This is a genomic window from Cryobacterium sp. AP27 (assembly GCF_056680495.1).
Genome location: NZ_CM155285.1, coordinates 400,336 through 421,180, shown reverse-complemented (window position 1 = coordinate 421,180; position 20,845 = coordinate 400,336). Strand labels below are relative to the sequence as shown.

Here is a 20,845-nt window from a genome sequence, read left to right as displayed (position 1 = left end):
CCCTCGTCCGCCTGTCAGTCTGCCATCAGTCGCTCGGTCAATCGGCATAGGCTCTAGCCTGTGCACAACGAATATCCTGGGGGCGTCACGGTGCGTGTCCGCCCGCGCGGCAGCACTCGGGCGGCCGACTACGCCTTCCTGGCCGAGACCGTCGCCGAGGCGAGCACCCTGCCTGTGTCCGCGGTCGAGGTCGCGCAGCGGTGTGGGACGTGCGGATCTTCCGAGCACGGTCGCCCGTTTGTGGCCGCTCCCCCGAACCTCACCGGCGTGGTGCGCATCAGTCTGAGTCGAGCGGGCGAGCTCACGGTCGTTGCCGTGTCATGGGCCGGTGCGGTCGGAATCGACGTTGAGGAGATCTCGGCCGTGCGCCGCGCCGGCTTCGACGATGTGGCCTTCACCGCGGCGGAGCGATGCGAGCTGAGCGGCCTCAAGGTCGCCGACGCGGATCACGCCCGGGCCGTCTTCTGGACGCGGAAGGAGGCCGTTCTCAAGCTCACCGGAGAGGGCCTCCGCGTCGATCCGCTCCACGTCGGCACGTCACTCACCGGAAACCGTCTGCTCTCCTGGCCGGGCTCGTTGCCGGATATGGCGATGGTTCGCCTGACGCCCGTCGACCTCGGGCGCGCCGGCATGGTCGGAACGCTCGCCCACCTCCCGAACGACGCTGCGCTCCCGGGCACCGTGGGCGCGTGAGTCAGAGGATGGGAAGATCCGCCGCTCGAATCCACCGCTCGACGAAGGTACCGATGACGCGGCTGCCGGTGTGCTCGGCGAAGAACGCGATGAACGCATCCGTTGTGACATGCCCGTGGCGATACGCCAGCGTGTACGCGCGCAGGGCGGAGAAGAACGCCTCGTCTCCCAGCGACAGTCGTATGGCATGCAGGGCCAGCGCCCCGCGCTTGTAGACCCGGTCGTCGAACATGTCTCGCGCACCCGGATCGCCCACGACCAGGTCCTTGGGCAGCTGATTGAGCGCATTCCGATGCGCGTGGGCATGCTGATTTGCGGTCAACCCCCCTCGCTGTTCCTCCCACAGCCACTCGGCATAGCAGGCAAAGCCCTCCTGCAGCCAGATGTCCTGCCAGTGCGACACCGTGAGGCTGTTGCCGTACCACTGGTGCGCGAGTTCGTGGGCGATGAGCCGGTCGCTGCCGTGCGCACCGTCCGCGTGATTGCGCCCGAACACGGCAAGACCGTGCGCCTCGAGGGGTATCTCGAGCTCGTCGTCCGTCACCACGACGGAGTACGAAGAAAACGGGTAGGGCCCGAACTTCTCGGCGAAGAACGTGGTCATCTCCTCCAGGCGCCCGAAATCGGTCGCCACCTCACGCGAGTGATTCGCGGGAAAGAACAGGCTCTGCGCCACGGGTGCGGCGGCCAGGTCGCGGCGGCGGTAGCGCCCGATGGACACGGCAGCGAGGTACGTCGCAACGGGTTCGTCCACGGCGAAGGTCCAGGTTGTGCGCCCGGAACGATCCGACTGTGACACGAGCGGGCCGTTCGAGATGACGGTGTAGCCCGATTCACAACTCACGCTGATGCGATACGTGGCCTTGTTGCTGGGATGGTCGTTGCAGGGAAACCAGGTTTGCGCGCCGATGGGCTGCCCGGAGACGAGCACGCCATCGTCGAGTTCTTCCCAGCCGACCTCACCCCACGCGCTGCGCACCGGGTGGGGCGCGCCGCGGTAGCGCACGACAACCTCGAAGGCCTCCCCCGCCTCGAGCGTTGTCGCGGTCGTGATCACGAGCTTGCGCGCGGCCTGCGAGATCTTTCGCGCCGGCACTCCGTTCACGGTCACCTTGTCGATCGTGAGGCCCGCGCAGTCGAGGCTGAAACGATCGAGTCGGCTGGTGGCGCGCGCCGTAATGGTCGCGGTGGCGTTGAGCCGATTCGTCGCCACTCGATAGTCGAGGGCAAGGTCGTAGTGCACAGCAAGGTAGCCGCCGTTGCCGCTCGTCGGGGTGTACGGGTCTCCGGCCGATGCGGAGCCATAGTTGGGTGGGGTCGTCGAAGGCATAGGTGTCCAACTATTTCATGGCCGGTCGGGCACCGGCGAATTGCTCGTCCCACGGCGGATTGTGCCATGGCGAAATGGGGTTGCCCGACCACACGGATCCGGTCGGCACGCGTTCGCCGCGCATCACGAGGGAGGACGGTCCCACCGTCGATCCCTCGTCCACCGAGGCGGCGGGCAAGATCACGCTGTGCGGGCCGAGCGTCGACCCGGAACCCATGTTCACCGTGTCGAGCTGCATGATGCGGTCGTGAAACAGGTGAGTCTGAACCACGCATCCGCGGTTCACGGTGGCGCCATCGCCGAGGCTCACCAGGTCGGCTTCCGGCAGCCAGTACGACTCGCACCACACGCCCCGTCCAACGTGCGCGCCGAGGCTGCGCAGCCACACGGCGAGCGCGGGCGTTCCGGCGGCCTTCGCGGCGAACCATGGCCGCGCCACGATTTCCACAAAACTGTCCGAGACCTCGTTGCGCCAGATGAATGATGACCAGAGCGGATGCTCCGTGGCTGTGATGCGCCCGACGAGCAGCCATTTGGCCACGGTCGTCACGCCGGCGGCCACCGCCCCGGCCGCGAGCAGCACCACTCCGGACAGGACGACCGCCCCGCCGAGACCGAGGGTGAGCCACAGCCATTCCAGGCCGCCGAGCACGCCCAGGGCAACCCAGGCCGTCACGATCGCTGGCACCAGTCGCAGCAGCTCCCACAGCGCCCGCGCCACCTTGAGCTGCACGGGCGGATCGAATGTGCGGGCCTCGTCGGAGTCCGAGATCGTGCGGCGCAGCCGGGCGGCGGGGTTGCCGAGCCAGCTGGAGCCGCGCTTGGCTTTACGCGGCGTAGAGGAGAGCACGGCCACCAGGCCGTTGCGCGGCACGGTGCGGCCCGGTCCCGCCATGCCGCTGTTGCCGAGAAATGCCCGCCGACCGACCTTGGCCGGGCCGATGTGCAACCATCCGCCGCCGAGCTCGTAACAGGCCACCATCGTGTCGTCGGCGAGGAACGCGTCGGGTGCGATGGTCGTCAGCGAGGGAATCAGCAGAACGGTGCTGGCCTCGACGCCGGGGCCTACCCTGGCCCCGAGCAGCCGCAGCCACACCGGCGTGAACAGACTCGCGAAGAGGGGGAACAGCACGTCTCGGGTGCCGTCGAGCAGGCGTTCGGTCATCCACACCTGCCATCCGACGCGGCTGCGCACCGGGTAGTAGCCCTCGCGCAGACCGACGCTCAACGCCCGCACCACGCCGATCACGAGCAGGGCGTAGAACGCTCCGCCCGCGACGACAGCGACGGGCATCATGGCGGCGGCGCGCACCAGTACGGACGCCAGGGAGTCGGCGCTGCCGATCGCGAGGCCGAGAAGCAGTGCCCCGAGTCCGATCGCGAGGGCCGGGATGCCGGTCAGGGCGATCGATCCGGCCGCGAACAGGGCGAGCCAGCGGCGACCGGCGGGCGGGCGCTCGGGCGGCCAGGCTTCTTTCGCCGAGCCCACGCGACGGGCCGGTGAGCCGGCCCAGCGTTCCCCCGCCGGAACGGCGGCGCTCACGGCGGCACCGGGTTCGATCTGGGCACCGTTTCCGATCTGGGCGCCGCCGAGCAGGGTGGTGCGGGAGCCGATTTTCGCATCCGCCCCGATATGCACATGACCGATGCGCAGGACATCGCCGTCCACCCAGTACCCGGCGAGGTCCGACTCCGGTTCAATGGCGGCCCGGGCACCGATCGACAGCATCCCGGTCACGGGCGGGAGCGTGTGCAGGTCAACGTCGCGGCCGATCCGGGCGCCGAGCGCGCGAGCGTAGTAGCTGATCCAGGGCGCCCCGGCCAGGCTCTGCGCATCCACGAGAAGTGCCACCTGCTCGGCGAGCCACAGTCGCAGATGAACCGAGCCGCCGCGCGGATAGTTGCCGGGCGTCAGACCGGGCAGCAGCATCCGGGCGGCGACGACCGAAATGGCCATCTTGCCGGGCGGGGTGACGAACAGAACAAACCCGATCAGCACGGCCCACCAGGACACGGTGGGCACCACGCTCGACGCGCCCCAGGCCGCGAGCAGGTTGTTCGCCACGGCCAGATACACCAGCCAGCGCATGCCGACGAGCGCATGCAACGGGATCCCCAGCAGCGTCTGGGCGAACTGGCTGCGGCGCGGCGTGGGAAGAACTTCGCGGGTGACACCAGGAATGTCGGGGGTGCGGGCGTCGAGTTCCGCGGCGAGGGAGCCGATGCGCGGGTAGTCATAGATGTCGGCGACAGTTGTTTCGGAGAATCGCTCGCGCACCGCGGAGACGAACTGGGCGGCGGAGAGCGATCCGCCACCATGCGCGAAGAAGTCGTCGTCGGGCCCCGAGACGGCGACGCCGAGGATGGCGGCCCACTTCTCGGCGAGCCAGCCGGCCGTGGCTCCCAGCTCGCTCGCGGCGGCAGAGTCGACGGTCACGGGCAGCGGCCAGGGCAGTGCCGCCCGGTCGACCTTGCCGGACGTGCGGGTGGGCAGCTCGGGAACGATCGCGAGCAGCGGGACGAGGGCGGCCGGCAACTCCTCGCGCAGCCGGTCCATGGCGAGGGCGCGGTCGAAGCCGTGCGGGGCATCCGCGCGCCCGGCCGTGGTCAGCGCGACGTAGCCGACCAGTACGTGATTGCCCGCCGGGGTCGTCTGAACGACGGCGGCGCCGCCGGCCACCCCGGTGAGCGCCTGCAATGCGGCGTCGACCTCACCGAGTTCGATGCGCCGACCGCCGATTTTCACTTGATCGTCGGCGCGCCCCACGAACACGAGGCCGGGCGTTTCGAAGCGCACCAGGTCGCCGCTGCGGTAGGCGCGGTCCCAGCCGAGTCCGGCATGCGGGGCGTACTTTTCGGCGTCTTTGGCCGGGTCGAGGTAGCGGGCGAGGCCGACCCCGCCGATGATGAGTTCACCGGTTTCGCCGTCGGCCACGCGTCGGCCGGACGGGTCGACGACGGCGAGGTCCCAACCGTCGAGCGGCAGGCCGATGCGCACAACGCTTTCGGTGCCGAGCAGCGCCGCGCAGGCCACGACGGTGGCTTCGGTGGGGCCGTAGGTGTTCCAGACCTCGCGATCGCGAGCGGTGATGCGGGCCACGAGGTCGGGCGGGCAGGCTTCCCCGCCGAAAATGACGAGGCGCACGCGTTCGAGGGCGTCCTGGGGCCAGAGCGCCGCGAGGGTCGGCACGGTGGAGACGACGGTGATGCCGTGGGAGATGAGCCACGGGCCGAGGTCGGCGCCGGAGCGCACGAGGGAGCGGGGGGCCGGAACGAGGCATGCGCCGTTGCGCCAGGCGAGCCACATCTCCTCGCAGCTGGCGTCGAAGGCCACCGAGAGGCCCGCGAGCACCCGGTCGTCGGTGCCGATCGGTTCGCGGCGCAGGAACAGGCCGGCTTCGGCGTCCACGAACGCCGCGGCGGAACGGTGCGTGACGGCCACGCCCTTGGGCACTCCGGTGGAGCCGGAGGTGAAGATCACCCAGGCGTCATCGTCGGGGGCGGGAATGACGCCGGTGGAGAAGACGAGGCCCGGATCTTCGGTGGCGGGCAGGCCTCGGGCGGCGAGGGCGTCGGCATCGACGGCGTTCCGCACGGCGAACACGGCCCCCGGGCCGATGATGCCCACGACTCCGGCTTCGGTGAAGACCAGCCGCGCGCGTTCCTCCGGGTCGTCGGCGTCGACGGGCACGTAGGCGGCACCCACGAGCAGGGTCGCGAGAATCGAGACATACAGGTCGCGCGTGCCGGACGGGATGCGAATGCCCACGTTGTCACCACGGCGCACACCGTGGCGGCTGAGCCGAGTGGCCTGATCGTGCACCAAACGCAGGAGTCCGCGGTAGCTGATGCCCCCGGCTGCGTCTTCCAGCGCGAGCGCGTCGGGATGCCGCTCGGCGGTCTCCGCGAGGATGTCAGCGAGGGTGCGCGCGGGCGTGGCCAGCGACCCGGCCTCGAGCACCCGCTGCCCGCTCCGGTTACGCTCGTTCCCTGCTGTGGTGCTCTGGTTCACCGGGGCTCCCCTACATCGCTCGCCTTAATCGGCCGCGCAAGACCCAGTTTAGAGGTTGACGGTGTCGTCCGACTCGCTCGCGGAGTCGGCGGCGCAACCCCGCGTAACCGCGCGCCCGACGGGTCACTCTCCATCCCCGGCACGAGGCAACCAGCCCGCCGCGGGCCCCCGCGCTTGCGACGCTCGGGCGTGGATGCTCCGCCGGTCATCGGTGCAGCGATGATGGGGACCCGCAGGTCGTTCAGGGTGAAGATTCGTGAGTTCGGGCCGACCCTTGCCTTCGCGCCTAAACCGGTATAGGTTGATTCTAAACCGGTTCAGCACACGGCGACACTCGACGAGGAGACACGATGGCCAAGGCCCGCCCCACCATTGCCGACGTTGCCCGTGAGGCCGGCGTCAGTAAAGGCCTCGTGTCGTTCGCACTCAACGACCGTCCTGGCGTAGCCGCGGACACCCGCCAGCGCATTCTCACGGTGGCTGCGGAGATCGGCTGGCGCCCCAGCATGCGCGCCCGTTCGCTCAGCACCGATCGGGCCTTCGCCGTGGGCATCGTCATCGCCCGCAATCCCGAAATCCTGTCGTCGGACCCGTTCTTTCCGGCCCTGATCGCGGGCATCGAATCCGCGCTCGCCCCGGCTCGTCAGGCCCTGGTGCTGAGCATGGTCGGCACTCCCGAAGACGAAATCGCGAGCTATCGCCAGCTCGCGGCCGATGACCGGGTGGACGGCGTCATCCTCAGCGACCTGCGACCGAACGACCTGCGGATCGCGCTCACCGCGGAGCTCGGGCTCCAGGCCGTCACCCTCGGTCACCCCGACGGCCCCACCCCGTTTCCGGCCGTCTCTCTTGACGACGCCCCGGGTATCCGCTCGGCCGTTCGGCTGCTCGCCGAGCTCGGACACACTCGCATCGCCCACGTGGCCGGGCCGAACACCATGCTGCACTCCGTGCGGCGGCGCGCGGCCTTCGTCGCCGCCCTCGACGAGCTCGGTCTGCCCAGCACCCTGGTGGCGGAGACCGATTTCAGCGCGGCGGATGGCGCTCGCGCCACGGGAGAGCTTCTCGCCCTGCACCAGCCCCCGACCGCGATCGTCTATTCCAATGACCCGATGGCCATCGCCGGAATGGGCCTGGCCCAGCGACTCGGAGTGCGAGTTCCCGAGGATCTGTCCATCACCGGTTTCGACAACAGCGAGGTGGGCCTGCACCTCAATCCGACGCTGACCACCGTGTCGACGGCAGCGCAGATTTGGGGAGAGGCTGCGGCGAGCGCCCTCCTCCGTTTGCTCGACGGTGAGCCCGTCAGCGACATCGAACTTCCCCCCGCTCATCTCGTCGTTCGCGGCTCCACCGCGCGCGTCGGGATCCCCCAACTGATATAGCCCCGCGGCCCAGCCGCACACACCCAACGGCCTAGCCGTACAACAGCGGCCTGGCCGCACGAACAAAGGAGCCCTCGTGGCCTCGAAGACAGCAAAGACGCTGGCACCCAAGTCGAGAAACAAGTATGGATTGCTGGCGATGTTCGCCGTGGGCGCCGTGGCCTTGGCCGGCTGCAGCGCGGGCGGCGGCGGCGGGTCGGCGGACAGTCACGGCGACATCACCATCTGGTACTCGAACAACGAGCAGGAGGTGGCCTGGGGCAAGCAGATGGTGACCGCCTGGAACGCGGACCACCCGGACGAGAAGATCACCGGCCAGGAGATCCCCGCCGGCAAGAGCAGCGAAGAGGTTATCGGCGCGGCCATCACCGCCGGCAACGCCCCCTGCCTCATTTACAACACGGCCCCCTCGGCCGTCGGCCAGTTCGAGAAGCAGGGCGGCCTCGTCGACCTGTCCACGTTCCCGGACGGCGCGGACTACATCGCCGCGCGCAGCGGCGACGTCGCCGACCAGTACAAGAACGCCGACGGCGAGTTCTACCAGATGCCGTGGAAGTCCAACCCGGTGATGATCGCATACAACAAGGACATGTTCGCGGCGGCCGGTCTCGACCCGGAGAACCCGCAGCTCTCCACCTACGACGACTTCCTCGCCACGTCGAAGACCCTCGTCGATGCCGGCGTCGCACCCAACGCCATCCTCCCCGCCCCGACCAGCGAGTTCTACCAGAGTCAGTTCGACTTCTATCCGCTGTATGCCGCTGCGACCGGCGGAACGCAGATCGTCGAAGACGGCAAGGCCACCTTCGCCGATCAGGCCGGCTACGACGTCGCCGATTTCTGGGCCACGCTTTACACGGACAATCTGTCCGGCAAGGAGGCCTACCAGGGTGACTCCTTCGCCGACGGCGTGGCGGCGATGGCGATCGTCGGCCCGTGGGCCGTGTCGGTCTACGACGGTGTGAACTGGGGCACCGCGCCGGTTCCCACCAAGGACGGCATCGCGCCCGAAGACACCTACACCTTCAGTGATGCCAAGAATGTGGGCCTCTACACGGCGTGCACGAACCAGGGAACGGCCTGGGACGTGCTCAAGTTCTCGACGAGTGAGGCACAGGACCGCCAGCTGTTGGAGCTCACCGGCCAGATGCCGCTGCGCGAGAATCTCACCGACACCTACGCGGACTATTTCGCGGCCAATCCCGCCTACGCGGCGTTCGGTGAGCAGGCCTCTCGCACCGTCGAGGTACCGTCGGGACCCAACACGGTCCAGATCATGCAGGCCTTCCGCGACGCATGGTCGAAGTCGGTCATCTTCGGTGGGGGCGATGTGCACACGGCGCTCGACGATGCGGCCAAGAAAATCGACCAAATCGCCGCACAGTAATTAGTGCAGCCATGACAACGTCAACTCGCACCCGGGCGGATGCCCCGGCATCCGCACCCGGAGCACGACGAACCTCGAGAAAGCAGCGGGTGTTCGGACGTCACCCGCTCGGGCTCTTGTTCAGCGCCCCGTACCTGGTGTTCGTCATGCTCGTCTTCGCCTACCCGCTGCTGTATTCCGTGTGGATCTCGTTTCACGACTTCTTCTTCACGGCGCCCGGCGCGCAGGTGGAGCGCCCGTTCGTGGGCCTGGCGAACTTCGTCACCGCGTTCTCCGATCCGGCCGTCGTCCGTTCGTTCGGCAATGTCGGCATTTTTCTGCTCATCAACGTGCCGCTGACCGTGGTGCTCTCGCTGCTGTTGGCGACCGCGTTGAACCGGGTGACGCGGTTCAGTACGTTCCTGCGGGTGAGCTTCTACGTGCCGTACGTCACGGCGAGCGTGGCCGTGGTTGCCGTGTGGATCTTTCTCTTCAACGGCAACGGCCTCGTGAATCAGATTCTCGGCCCGGCCGCCCCTGACCCGTCGTGGCTGATCAACAGCAACTGGGCGATGCCCACGATCGCGTTCTTCGTCACATGGAAGCAGCTCGGTTTCTACATTCTGCTCTACCTCGCGGCGCTGCAGGGCGTGCCGAAGGAGCTGTACGAGTCGGCGTCGACCGATGGTGCGGGAGCGGTGCGGCAGTTCTTCGCCGTGACGGTTCCGGGTGTGCGGCCGGCCACCGTGCTCGTACTGCTCGTCTCGACTGTGACGGGCGCCAACCTCTTCACCGAGCCGTATCTGCTCACCGGAGGCGGCGGGCCGAACGGGGCATCCGCATCACCGGTGCTCATCATGTACCAGCGGGGCCTGCAGCAGGGGCAACCCGACGTTGCGGCCGCGATCGGTGTGGTGCTCGTGATCGTGGTACTCGGTATCGCGCTGTTGCAGAACCGATTCGCCGGAGGGAAAGACTGATGACGACGTTCCAGAAAATTCTGCGCGCAAGCGTTCTCGGAATCGGTGCGCTGGCGTTCCTGTTCCCCTTCTATTACATGGTGATCGGGTCGCTCCAGGCCACGCCGGACCCCACGGTGGCGGGGGCGTTCCCCAACCCCGCCAATCTCACGATTGAAAACTACGGGGCGATCAACGAGCGCATCAACCTGTTTCAGGGACTCGTGAACTCGGGTATCTTCACCGGTGGCGTTCTCATCGGCACGCTCGTGTTCGGACTGCTTGTGGGCTATGCCCTCGCCGTGCTGCAGTGGCGGGGCCGGGGTGTGACGTTCGCCCTGGCGCTGCTCGTGCAGGTGGTTCCCTTCCAGTTGCTGATGATTCCGCTGTACGTGCTGATTGCGCGTGACTACGGACTCGCCGACAACTACCTCGGCATGATCCTGCCGTTCGCCATCAACTCCACCGCCGTCATCATCTTCCGCCAATACTTCCTGCAGCTGCCCAAGGAGCTGTTCGAGGCGGCTCGCATCGACGGCGCGACGGAGCTCGTGCTCCTCTGGCGGATCGCCCTGCCGCTCGTGCGCCCCGCGGTGATCACCGTGGTGCTGCTGACGTTCATCGGGCCCTGGAACGAATTCCTGTGGCCGTTCCTCATCACCAAGGATGCCGGCATGCAACCGCTTGCCGTGTCCCTCGCCAACTACATCTCGACCGTGGCGGCATCCGCTGCCAACCCCTTCGGGGCCACTCTTGCGGGCGCAGCGGTGCTCGCTGCCCCCGTGGTTCTGCTGTTCATCGTGTTTCAGCGCTACTTCATATCGACCGACATCGGCTCGGGCGTCAAAGGATAATCATGTCGAACACCATCACGACCTTCCCCTATTCCCTCACCCGCGCCGGGGTGATCATGACGCCCGAGGACGGCAACGAACTCGAGGCCGAGGGTGTGCTCAACCCCGGAACCGGGCACGCTCCCGACGGAACCCTGTACCTCCTGCCGCGCCTGGTCGCGTCGGGCAATGTGAGCCGCGTCGGCCTGGCCCGGGTGATCATCGAAAATGGTGTGCCGACCGGGGTCGAGCGCGAGGGCGTGGTGCTTGCACCAGATCGCGGCTGGGAGCGTGGCGCGAACAACGCCGGGGTCGAGGACCCCCGCGTGACCTTCGTTCCCCGCCTCGGCATGCACGTGATGACCTACGTGGCGTACGGACCGCTCGGGCCGCGCACTGCGCTGGCCGTGTCGACCGACCTGCGCGAGTGGACCCGACTGGGTCCGGTGTTGTTCACCTACGACGACGACCTGGACATGGACCTGAACCTGTTCCACAACAAGGACACCGTCTTCTTCCCCGAGTCCGTCACGGCGCCCGACGGCGTAGAGAGCTTCGCCGTGCTGCACCGTCCCATGTGGGACATCGGCGAGGTACGGCCGGGCGAAGGCATCCGCCTGCCCGCCGGTGTCGAGGACGCCCGACAGAGCATCTGGATCAGCTACGTTCCGGTGGCCGACGTGTTGGGCGACATCCGTTCCCTCGCGATCTGGCAGCAGCACCGCTTTCTCGCGGGGCCCGAGTTTCCGTTCGAGGCGCTCAAAATCGGTGGCGGCCCGCCGCCGCTGCGCGTGCCGGAAGGCTGGCTGGTGCTGCACCACGGCGTGACCGGAGTGATCGACAACGCCTTCGACCAGCAGCGCAAGGTCAACTACGCCGCCGGCGCGATGATCCTCGACGCCGAGGACCCGACGAAGGTTCTGGCCCGCACGAGCGTGCCGCTGCTGAAGCCGGAGACGGCCGATGAGATGAGTGGGATTGTGCCCAACGTCGTGTTCCCGACGGCCATCGAAGAGATCGACGGGCAGCTGTTCGTGTTCTACGGCATGGCCGATTCCAAGATCGGCGTCGCCCGCCTCGACCGCGCCGAGTAGTCCCGTGGTCGCTACTTCAGGAGATCCCGGCTCGGCGCGTCGCGGTGCCGCGTCGTTCGGCGCGCAGCGGCTCGCACCCGCGGGGATCTCCTGAACTGGCAACGGATGCCACGGGCACGACGAAGCCCCAGTCTGATGACTGGGGCTTCGTCGTGCCTGCCTCGAAGAGGTTTTGAGCTAGTGGTTCAGAGCCGGCTCGTCGAACTGGTTGCTCGTGTTATTGACGCCGCCGGCCTTCAACGCAGCCTCGCCGGCGAAGTACTCCTTGTGGTTGTCACCCAGATCAGAACCGGACATGTTCTGGTGCTTGACCGTGGCGATTCCCTCGCGGATCTCGCGGCGCTGCACGCCCTTCACGTAGGCGAGCATGCCCTGGTCGGCGAAGTAGCCCTTGGCGAGATCATCGGTGGACAGCGCGGCCGTGTGGTACGTCGGCAGCGTGATGAGGTGGTGGAAGATGCCGGCCTCGGCCGATGCGTCGCGCTGGAAGGTGCGGATCTTCTCGTCGGCGTTGCGGGCGAGTTCGGTCTCGTCGTAGTCCACGCTCATGAGCTTGGCCCGGTCGTAGGCCGACACGTCCTGCCCCGCGTCGAGCAGCGCGTCGTACGCCTGCTGACGGAAGTTGAGCGTCCAGTTGAACGACGGGCTGTTGTTGTAGACCAGCTTGGCGGTCGGGATGACCTTGCGCACCTCGTTCATCATGGCCCCGATCTGGCCGATGTGCGGCTTCTCGGTTTCGATCCAGAGCAGGTCGGCGCCGTTCTGCAGCGAGGTGATGCTGTCCAGCACGCACCGGGCCTCTCCGGTGCCCGGGCGGAACTGGAAGAGGTTGCTGGCCAGACGCTTCGGGCGCAACAGCTTTCCGTCGCGCTTGATGACGACGTCACCGTCGCCGAGGTCGGCCTCGGTGATCTCGTCCACGTCGAGGAAGGAGTTGTACTGGTCGCCGAGGTCGCCCTTCTGGTAGGACACCGCGAGCTTCTGCGTGAGGCCGGCGCCGAGCGAGTCGGTGCGGGAGACAATGATGCCGTTTTCGATGCCCAGCTCCAGGAACGCGTAGCGCACGGCGTTGATCTTCGCGATGAAGTCCTCGTGGGGAACGGTGACCTTGCCGTCCTGATGGCCGCACTGCTTCTCGTCGGAGACCTGGTTCTCGATCTGGATGGCGCAGGCACCTGCTTCGATCATCTTCTTGGCCAGGAGATAGGTCGCCTCCGGGTTGCCGAACCCGGCGTCGATGTCGGCGATGATCGGCACGACATGGGTCTCGTAGGTGTCGACCTGGTGCTGAATCTTCGCGGCCCTGGCGTCATCGCCGGCGCTGCGAGCCTGGTCGAGGGCGGTGAACAGCAGGTCCAGCTCGCGGGCATCGGCCTGGCGGAGGAAGGTGTAGATCTCCTCCACGAGCGCGGGAACGGATGTCTTCTCGTGCATGGACTGGTCGGGGAGCGGACCGAACTCGGAGCGTAGCGCGGCGACCATCCATCCGGACAGGTAGAGGTAACGCTTGTTGGTGGTCTTCAGGTGCTTCTTGATCGAGATCATCTTCTGCTGACCGATGAATCCGTGCCAGACGCCGAGCGACTGGGTGTAGATGGAGGAATCTCCGTCGTACTCCCCCATGTCCTTGCGCATGATGTCGGCCGTGTACTGGGCGATTTCGAGACCGGTCTTGAATCGGTTCTGGGCGCGCATTCGGGCGACGGACTCGGGGTTGATCGCATCCCAGCTGCTCCCGATCTGCTGCTTCAGGGATTCGACGGCTGCGGTGTCGTCTTGATAGAGCGTCATGTTCATTCCTTCGACGTAGGAGTGGTGCAGGCATGTGGACTGAAAATATGGCTGACCTTGCGGCTGCTGACTAAAGAATGACGCAGATCCACGGGGTACTTGCCAGAATTCACACCAGAACTTCTGCGATTCTTCTGCTCCTGGAAAGAAAACGCGCCGTGCACCCTCTGGCGCCCACCCGCCGCACGGATGCCGCAGGCACCCCGCGCCCAGCCGGTAACATCGGGTCATGGCCCTCACTTCGCCCCCCATTACCGCCGGGAATCGGTAATGGCTCCCCGCGTCAGCACGACTGACCGCATCCACGACGCCCTGCGTGAAGCGATACTCTCCGGCGACCTCGCCAGCGGTTCGCTGCATTCCATCTACCAGCTGGCGGAGCGGTTCGAGGTGTCGCGCACGCCCGTCCGCGACGCGGTTCTGCGCCTCGCGGACGTTGGCATGCTGGAGATCGAGCGCAACCACGGCGTGCGGGTGCGCGGGCTGAAGGTGGACGACGTGCGCGAGGTGTTCGAGGCGCGCCTGCTGCTCGAGGTTCCGGCCGTCGCGTTCGCCGCGGCCCATGCGGACGAGGCCCTCGTCACGGGGCTGAGATCATGCCTGTTCGACTGCGCGGCGGCGGCGGAGGCGGATGACGAGGCGCGGTTCAAACGCAGCGACCGTCGACTGCACACACTTCTGATGACGGCCGCCGGCAACGGCCGCATCTCGGCCATGGTGGAATCGCTGCGTGATGCGACACAGGCCCACGGCGTCTGGACGGCCGATCGATCACGTACTCTCCTCGCGATTCAGCACGAACATGAACCGATCGTCGAGGCCGTGGCGGCCCGGAACGCAGACGCTGCGGCACTCCTCATGTACGACCATCTCGTCGGGACCGCGGTTCTGTTGCTGCGGCAGGTGGCGAGCATTTCGGGTGAGGCGATTCCGGAACCGTGGCCGGGAGCGCTCGTATCACGCGGACGGGTTCGCTGAAACCTGTCACAGGTCGAGCCCGGCTGGAGTAGCATGCTACTCATGGCCCACTCGCCGAACACCCTGCCCGACTCCCGGACCCCCAGCGACGTCTCCGACCTCATCGCGCTCTTGCGCGAGACCGTGGTGGGGCCGGTGGATGCCGACACGCGCCGGCGCGCGGAGTACTCGACGGATGCATCCAACTATCGCGTAGTGCCCGATGTTGTGGTCTTTCCGCGCGACACCGACGACGTGCTCGCCATCGCCGAGGTCTCCCGGTCGACGTCAACACCGCTCACCATGCGCGGTGGCGGAACCTCGGTGGCCGGGAACGCGATCGGACCGGGCATCGTCGTGGACCTGTCGCGCTCCGTGAACCGGATCATCGACATTGACGCCGAGGCCCGAACGGCGCGGGTGGAGCCGGGCGTGGTGCTGGGCACCCTGCAGAAAGAGGCGGCTGGCCATGGCCTGCGTTTCGGCCCAGACCCGTCCACCTGGGCGCGCTGCACCATCGGCGGCATGATCGGGAACAATGCGTGCGGATCGCACTCGCTGGTATTCGGACGCACGGCAGACAACGTGGTCGACCTCGACGTGCTCGATGGCAGGGGACGCCGCTTCACCGCCGGCGCCGGCCTGGACGTTGTACCGGGCCTGGAAGACTTCGCTCAGGGCAAGCTTGAGCTGTTCCGCACCGAACTCGGGCGTTTCGGCCGTCAAGTCTCCGGATATTCCCTGGAGCATCTCCTGCCCGAAAAGGGCCGCAACCTGGCTGCAGCACTCGTGGGAACCGAGGGAACGTGCGGCGTCGTACTCAGTGCGACCGTCAAATTGGTGGACGTTCCGGTCGAACCGATTCTCCTCGTGCTCGGCTACCCCAGCATGTTCGCGGCCGCGGACGCTGTGCCGGCCATACTGCACCATCACCCGGGCGCCATCGAAGGACTGGACGCCCGCCTCGTCGACGTTGTCCGCCGCATGCGCGGCGACGCGGCCGTCGCCGATCTTCCATCCGGCGCGGGGTGGCTGCTCGTCGAGCTCTCCGGCGCCGATCGTCGAGAGACTCTTGACCGCGCCACCAAGCTGACCCGTGACTCCGGGGCCGTTTCGTCGCGCGTCATCATCTCCTCGGCGGCGGCGAAGTCGGTGTGGCGCATCCGCGAGGACGGCGCCGGCCTCGGTGGACGCACGGCGACCGGCAACCGGACCTGGCCGGGATTTGAAGACGCGGCCGTGCCGCCGGAGAATCTGGGCGGTTACCTGCGTGAATTCGACGCGATGCTCGACGAATACGGTATCGAGGGTGCGCCCTACGGGCACTTCGGTGACGGCTGTATCCACATCCGTCTGGATATTCCGCTCGACCATGATGGCGACGTGCTGCGTTCGATGATGCAGGACGCGGCACGGCTCGTCGCCAGGCATGGCGGGTCGTTGTCCGGTGAGCACGGCGACGGTCGGGCCAGGAGCGAGCTCTTGCCCCTGATGTACTCACCAGAGGCCATCGCTTCCTTTGCGGCGTTCAAGCACATTTTCGACCCTCAGGACCTCCTCAACCCTGGCGTCGTCGTTCGGCCGGCTCCCCTCGATCGTGACCTGCGGCGCCCCGCGGCGTTGCCGTTGCTGAGCGTGAACGGCATGGCCTTCACCCACGATGATGGGGACTTCACCAAGGCGGTGCACCGGTGCGTGGGCGTGGGCAAATGCCGCGTGGACAATACCCAGGCAGGCGGCTTCATGTGCCCGTCGTTCCTCGCGACCAACGACGAGAAGGATTCCACTCGCGGCCGCGCCCGCGTGCTGCAGGAGATGGCGAATGGCACCCTGGTCGATCGTGACTGGCGCGCACCGGAAATCCACGAGGCCCTCGATCTGTGCTTGTCGTGCAAGGCCTGCTCCACCGACTGCCCGGCCGGTGTTGACATGGCGGCGTACAAAACCGAGATGCTGCACCAGACGTACAAGGGCCGCCTGCGACCGATCACGCACTACGTGCTCGGTTGGCTACCGCGCTGGGCCCGGATGGTGTCCCCCTTCGCCCGTCTGGTCAACCCGATTCTTTCCGTGGGCTGGATCCAGCAGCTGGTCCTGGCACTCGGGGGCATGGACCATCGCCGCTCCATCCCGGCGTTTGCGAACACGTCGTTCACCTCAAGCCGGCGGGCGAACCCGGTGGGGCTCGCCGGTGATGAGAAACGAGTCTTGTTGTGGGTCGATTCGTTCAGCGACAACTTCTCGCCGACCATCGCCCATTCAGCCATCACGGTGCTCGAGGCGGCCGGCTACACCGTCTTCACACCGGAACGGCCCGCGTGCTGCGGCCTCACCTGGATCACCACCGGTCAGCTGACGGGCGCGCGCCGGATACTGGGCAATCTGCTGGACGATTTCTCCCCGTTCGTTGCGGACGGGGTGCCCGTACTCGGCCTGGAGCCCTCGTGCACTGCGGTGCTTCGCTCAGACCTGCTCGAACTCTTCCCTGATGACCCGCGGGCCGCAGCCCTCGCCGCGAACACGTACACACTGGCGGAACTGCTAAGCGCCCCGGCACCGATCGGGCCGGCGGGCACCTGGTCGCCTCCACGACTCGACGGCTGCGAGATCGTGGTGCAGCCGCACTGCCACCACCACTCCGTGATGGGCTTCTCCCCGGACGCCCGCCTGCTCGAGGAGCTGGGGGCCTCCGTGACCCCCCTGGCCGGATGCTGCGGGCTGGCCGGAAACTTCGGCATGGAGAAGGGCCACTACGACATGTCGGTGGCCGTCGCCGAAAATGCGATGCTGCCTGCCCTGCGCGCGGCCGCGCCGGGGACCCTGTTGCTGGCCGACGGTTTCTCATGTCGCACGCAGGCGAGCCAGCTGGCCGATGCGAACGGCATCCATCTGGCCGAGCTGATGGCCTCGCGGCTCGTCACGGATCCTGTCGCAAAGGTGGTCCCCCCGCGCGTTGGCTGATGACGATCACGGATTCGCTGAGAGAGATTCGGCCGGTGGAACTTTTTTCAGGCCGGTCAACTGCTAGCTTGAGTGCAATATGAGTGCCATAGGGGGGCCGATGCACGCACCGACGCGTTCGCGCATCATCCGGCGACTCACGATTCCCCCGCGCGGCCGCGCCAGCTGGCCGCTGTGGTCGATGGGCCTTCTGGTAGGCGCATACGTGTTCATGCTCCTGATCCATGGCGCCGGAGACAGAGCGGTGGGCGAGGAGGTGCTCGGCTCCCTCGCGGGATGGGTGCCGGCCGCCGTCTGCTGGCGCGCGGCGTACCGCACCGGATTCCGGTCCAGGCACGCGCCGCTGGCCGCCGCGGCCGTGACGGCCTTCGCGACCGCCAACCAGATCTACTTCCTCTCCCTGACCGGAACGATGTCGCTGCCATTCCCGGGACCGACCGATATCGGATACCTCCTGTTCTATCCCCTCATGCTTGCCGCCCTCGTCGGGTTGGTGCGGCCTCAGCTGCGAAGGATGACCTACGCGGTCGTGCTGGACTCAATAGTGGCGGCGCTCGGAGCCGCCGCCGTTATCACCGTGCTCGTGACACCGGTGCTGGCACCATCGATGAACAGGCCGCTGTCGTTCGCGACCGCGGTCTCCCTCGCCTACCCGCTGTTCGACGTGCTGTTGGTGGCGGGGGCGGTGGGACTGGTGGCGTCACGTGCTCGCCGGGGTTGGGTACTGCTGGTGACCGGCCTCCTCGTATTCGCCGCCGCCGACGTCACCTACGTCCTCCGCGTGGCCACGGACTCGTATGCGGTCGGCACCATTCTCGACGCCGGTTGGGCCGTCGGACTCACCCTCATCGCCTTGTGGGTCGACTGCTCGACTCGGTCGGGGGCAGCGCTCGAAAGCACCGGCACTGCCGGGCACTACCTGTTCGTACCGGCCATCGGCACGACGGCCGCCGTCGGAGTCCTACTGCTGGCCAGCCAGGCTGACGTTCTGGTTCTGGCCGTTGGGCTTGCCACGCTGACGCTGCTGGTCACCTCGGTGCGCTTCCAACTGACCGTGAAGCAGCTGACGGGGATGTCCGCGATGCGCGTACAAACCCGCACGGATGATCTGACCGGCCTGCCGAACCGGCGGGCGCTTTACGCGGACGCTCCCGTCCGACTGCTCGCGAGCGCAGACCGGCCGAGCGCGTTGCTGGTATTGGACTTGGACCGATTCAAGGACGTCAACGACAGTCTCGGCCACGAAATCGGGGACAGCCTCCTGGTGCAGGCCGGTCGACGATTGTCCGCGGAGCTGCGCATCGGTGATCTATTGGCCCGGCTCGGTGGCGACGAATTTGCGATCCTGCTCGACAATACCGACGAGAAGCGGGCCTCGGCAGTGGCCCTCAAACTCAGCGCTGCCCTGGTCGCACCGTTCGAGCTGGCGGGCATCGCAGTGCCGGCAAGCGCGAGTATCGGCATTGCCGTATTCCCCGAGCACGGCGCCGACCTGGGCACCCTGCTGCGCAAGGCAGACATGGCAATGTACAAGGCCAAGGAGACGCGCTCCGGGCACCACCTCTACAGAAACGACGACGACAGCCATGGCGACGCCCGACTGCGCACGGCAGAGGAACTGCGTCTCGCGTTGCGAACAGACCAATTGGTCGTCTACTTCCAGCCCAAAGTCGACCTGGACACCGGTTCGGTACACGAGGTGGAGGCCCTCGTACGGTGGCAGCACCCCACCCGCGGCCTGCTCTACCCGGACGCGTTCGTCCAACTGGTCGAGGAATCCGGTCTGATGTACGGGCTGACCACGGTGGTGCTGGGGAAGGCCCTTGACCAGGCAGCCATCTGGCAGGCCGCCGGGAGACCCCTCACTGTGGCCGTCAATCTGTCGGCGAGCTCACTGATCGACCAGGACCTGCCCGAACGTATCGCCGCGATGATGACCGCACGCGCTCTTCCATCCTCTGCCCTGAGCCTCGAGATCACCGAGGACTTCCTGATGACCGACCACGATCGGGCGCAAGCCATCCTCACCCGGTTGCGCACCGCCGGCATCAGACTGGCCGTCGATGATTTTGGCACCGGATACAGTTCCCTGGCATATTTGCGCGACCTGCCCCTCGACGAGCTCAAGCTCGACCGGTCCTTCGTGATGACGATGGCCGACGATCGTCGGGCCGCGGCTCTGGTCGAATCGGCCATCGCGCTCGCCCACAGCATGGATCTGCGCATGGTCGCCGAGGGAGTAGAAGACGCCGTCGCCTACTCCATGCTCGCCGGGTACGGCTGCGACCAGGCCCAGGGTCATTACATCTCCCGGCCCGTGCCCGCCGCCGAACTGGACGTGTGGCTGGACGAACGGCTCGTCGAGCGCGCATCCCGGTGACGCGGCCGGCACTTGCACCGTGGTGCCATCGAGGGTGCAAGACGGACGAAATGGTGCCCCTGGAGGGATTCGAACCCCCAACCGTTTCCTTAGGACGGAACTGCTCTTCCGTTGAGCTACAGAGGCTGGTCCCGCAAGTTTAGCTGCTCGCGAGCACCGTCCGGTCGCTCGGCGCCGAGACCGGCCCCTCCTGAGCAGTGATAGACGGCAGGGGCCGCGCACGACGCAACACGTGTGCCGGCCTAGGCGGCCGCGGCAGGGGCCAGATAGGCGTCCCACTGCGAGAGGGGGTGCTCGACCCCGCGCACGACCCATGTGGTTCCCGACGGCATCCGTGGAGTGAAGCGGAGGCTCCACCCCATCTCCGCCGGCGTGTGGTCGCTCTTGGAATTGTTGCACGTGAGGCAGCACGCGGCGAGATTGTCCCAGGTGTCACGCCCGCCGCGCGAGCGGGGCAGGATGTGGTCGATGGTGGCCGCTGACTTTCCGCAGTAGCAGCACCGGTGGTTGTCACGCCGAAGGACACCGCGCCTGCTGACCGGCACGATCCTCCCCCGCGGCAAGCGCACGTAGCGCACGAGCAGAATCACGCTCGGCCGTTCCCATACGCCCGAGGCGGCGAAGACCGGATGCCCCAGGTCGGATTGCACGATGGTGGCCTTCTGGTTCATCACCAGAATCATCGCTCGTTTGTATGTGACCACGGCGAGGGGCTCGTACCCCGCGTTGAGGACCAATGTTCGCATGCGCTCCCTTTCGAAGGAGACTGGACGGCTTCCAGCCATTCGAACTGCTTTTCTGACGTAAGCAGGAGGAAACGAGCGATCAAACAAAAAAGGACGCTGTCACGAATGACAACGCCCATCAGGCCACGACGTGGCTCACTGTCTGACAGCTATGACGACGCACAGAATCTACGCGCTCATCCATGGTGTGGATTGTGCGTACCTCGTGCATTCGGCTCTCCCTAACCCGTAAACAACAGAACATCAGGTTAACGCACAAGTGGCGTCTCGCGAAATGCGAGACGCCACTTGTGTGCTAGGTGTTACACAATGTTCACCGGTCAGTCAACGAAAAGCAT

General features: G+C 66.9%; 13 protein-coding genes and 1 tRNA gene. 9 read left to right on the top strand and 5 right to left on the bottom strand.

Annotated features, from left to right (window positions below; translation table 11 throughout):
* Positions 1 to 60: 60 nt before the first annotated feature.
* Entirely contained in the window at positions 61 to 693 is a 633-nt protein-coding gene (locus tag AC1MB9_RS01980) for a 4'-phosphopantetheinyl transferase family protein (RefSeq protein ID WP_479963367.1), read from the top strand.
* A 1-nt stretch (position 694) separates the two neighbouring features.
* Here AC1MB9_RS01980 and AC1MB9_RS01975 read toward each other — a convergent pair whose 3' ends face one another.
* Together AC1MB9_RS01975 and AC1MB9_RS01970 are read right to left on the bottom strand one after the other, a co-directional pair.
* A complete protein-coding gene (locus tag AC1MB9_RS01975; protein ID WP_479963366.1) occupies positions 695 to 2,023 on the bottom strand; it encodes a M1 family metallopeptidase in 1,329 nt (442 codons plus the stop codon).
* 10 nt (positions 2,024 to 2,033) lie between these two features.
* Positions 2,034 to 6,035, bottom strand: a complete 4,002-nt coding sequence (locus AC1MB9_RS01970; protein ID WP_479963365.1) for a Pls/PosA family non-ribosomal peptide synthetase — start codon at positions 6,033 to 6,035, stop codon at positions 2,034 to 2,036.
* A gap of 350 nt (positions 6,036 to 6,385) precedes the next feature.
* Between AC1MB9_RS01970 and AC1MB9_RS01965 the strand changes: the two genes are divergently transcribed.
* The 5 genes from AC1MB9_RS01965 (at position 6,386) to AC1MB9_RS01945 (ending at position 11,672) form a co-directional block, all read left to right on the top strand.
* Positions 6,386 to 7,420, top strand: coding sequence for a LacI family DNA-binding transcriptional regulator (locus AC1MB9_RS01965; RefSeq protein ID WP_479963364.1), 1,035 nt, complete (start codon positions 6,386 to 6,388; stop codon positions 7,418 to 7,420).
* Positions 7,421 to 7,559: 139 nt separating this feature from the next.
* Positions 7,560 to 8,807: an extracellular solute-binding protein gene (locus AC1MB9_RS01960; RefSeq protein WP_479964564.1), complete on the top strand. Its 1,248-nt coding sequence runs from the start codon at positions 7,560 to 7,562 to the stop codon at positions 8,805 to 8,807.
* Between the two features lie 11 nt (positions 8,808 to 8,818).
* The gene (locus tag AC1MB9_RS01955) at positions 8,819 to 9,766 is read left to right on the top strand and encodes a carbohydrate ABC transporter permease (RefSeq protein WP_479963363.1); all 948 of its coding nucleotides are present in this window, start codon (positions 8,819 to 8,821) and stop codon (positions 9,764 to 9,766) included.
* Positions 9,766 to 10,599: a carbohydrate ABC transporter permease gene (locus AC1MB9_RS01950; RefSeq protein ID WP_479963362.1), complete on the top strand. Its 834-nt coding sequence runs from the start codon at positions 9,766 to 9,768 to the stop codon at positions 10,597 to 10,599. Before AC1MB9_RS01955 ends, AC1MB9_RS01950 begins: the two co-directional genes overlap by 1 nt.
* Before the next feature lie 2 nt (positions 10,600 to 10,601).
* A complete protein-coding gene (locus tag AC1MB9_RS01945) occupies positions 10,602 to 11,672 on the top strand; it encodes a glycoside hydrolase family 130 protein (protein ID WP_479963361.1) in 1,071 nt (356 codons plus the stop codon).
* 177 nt (positions 11,673 to 11,849) lie between these two features.
* Here AC1MB9_RS01945 and AC1MB9_RS01940 read toward each other — a convergent pair whose 3' ends face one another.
* Positions 11,850 to 13,463, bottom strand: a complete 1,614-nt coding sequence (locus AC1MB9_RS01940) for an isocitrate lyase (protein ID WP_479963360.1) — start codon at positions 13,461 to 13,463, stop codon at positions 11,850 to 11,852.
* 270 nt (positions 13,464 to 13,733) lie between these two features.
* Here AC1MB9_RS01940 and AC1MB9_RS01935 point away from each other — a divergent pair, with 270 nt between their 5' ends.
* The 3 genes from AC1MB9_RS01935 (at position 13,734) to AC1MB9_RS01925 (ending at position 19,761) form a co-directional block, all read left to right on the top strand.
* Positions 13,734 to 14,441, top strand: a complete 708-nt coding sequence (locus tag AC1MB9_RS01935) for a GntR family transcriptional regulator (RefSeq protein ID WP_479963359.1) — start codon at positions 13,734 to 13,736, stop codon at positions 14,439 to 14,441.
* Positions 14,442 to 14,483: 42 nt separating this feature from the next.
* A complete protein-coding gene (locus AC1MB9_RS01930) occupies positions 14,484 to 17,381 on the top strand; it encodes an FAD-binding and (Fe-S)-binding domain-containing protein (RefSeq protein WP_479963358.1) in 2,898 nt (965 codons plus the stop codon).
* 100 nt (positions 17,382 to 17,481) lie between these two features.
* The gene (locus AC1MB9_RS01925) at positions 17,482 to 19,761 is read left to right on the top strand and encodes a putative bifunctional diguanylate cyclase/phosphodiesterase (RefSeq protein ID WP_479963357.1); all 2,280 of its coding nucleotides are present in this window, start codon (positions 17,482 to 17,484) and stop codon (positions 19,759 to 19,761) included.
* A gap of 51 nt (positions 19,762 to 19,812) precedes the next feature.
* Here the strand turns inward: AC1MB9_RS01925 and AC1MB9_RS01920 are convergent.
* Positions 19,813 to 19,887, bottom strand: a tRNA-Arg gene (locus tag AC1MB9_RS01920).
* Positions 19,888 to 20,003: 116 nt separating this feature from the next.
* Positions 20,004 to 20,507: an HNH endonuclease gene (locus tag AC1MB9_RS01915; RefSeq protein ID WP_479963356.1), complete on the bottom strand. Its 504-nt coding sequence runs from the start codon at positions 20,505 to 20,507 to the stop codon at positions 20,004 to 20,006.
* Positions 20,508 to 20,845: the final 338 nt, after the last annotated feature.

Excerpts from the sequence above, each read along its gene's own strand:
- AC1MB9_RS01975 (WP_479963366.1), bottom strand. The coding sequence starts at position 2,023 with ATGCCTTCGACGACCCCACCCAACTATGGCTCCGCATCGGCCGGAGAC.
- AC1MB9_RS01965 (WP_479963364.1), top strand. The coding sequence starts at position 6,386 with ATGGCCAAGGCCCGCCCCACCATTGCCGACGTTGCCCGTGAGGCCGGC.
- AC1MB9_RS01960 (WP_479964564.1), top strand. The coding sequence starts at position 7,560 with ATGTTCGCCGTGGGCGCCGTGGCCTTGGCCGGCTGCAGCGCGGGCGGC.
- AC1MB9_RS01955 (WP_479963363.1), top strand. The coding sequence starts at position 8,819 with ATGACAACGTCAACTCGCACCCGGGCGGATGCCCCGGCATCCGCACCC.
- AC1MB9_RS01950 (WP_479963362.1), top strand. The coding sequence starts at position 9,766 with ATGACGACGTTCCAGAAAATTCTGCGCGCAAGCGTTCTCGGAATCGGT.
- AC1MB9_RS01945 (WP_479963361.1), top strand. The coding sequence starts at position 10,602 with ATGTCGAACACCATCACGACCTTCCCCTATTCCCTCACCCGCGCCGGG.
- AC1MB9_RS01940 (WP_479963360.1), bottom strand. The coding sequence starts at position 13,463 with ATGACGCTCTATCAAGACGACACCGCAGCCGTCGAATCCCTGAAGCAG.
- AC1MB9_RS01935 (WP_479963359.1), top strand. The coding sequence starts at position 13,734 with ATGGCTCCCCGCGTCAGCACGACTGACCGCATCCACGACGCCCTGCGT.
- AC1MB9_RS01930 (WP_479963358.1), top strand. The coding sequence starts at position 14,484 with ATGGCCCACTCGCCGAACACCCTGCCCGACTCCCGGACCCCCAGCGAC.
- AC1MB9_RS01925 (WP_479963357.1), top strand. The coding sequence starts at position 17,482 with ATGCACGCACCGACGCGTTCGCGCATCATCCGGCGACTCACGATTCCC.
- AC1MB9_RS01915 (WP_479963356.1), bottom strand. The coding sequence starts at position 20,507 with ATGCGAACATTGGTCCTCAACGCGGGGTACGAGCCCCTCGCCGTGGTC.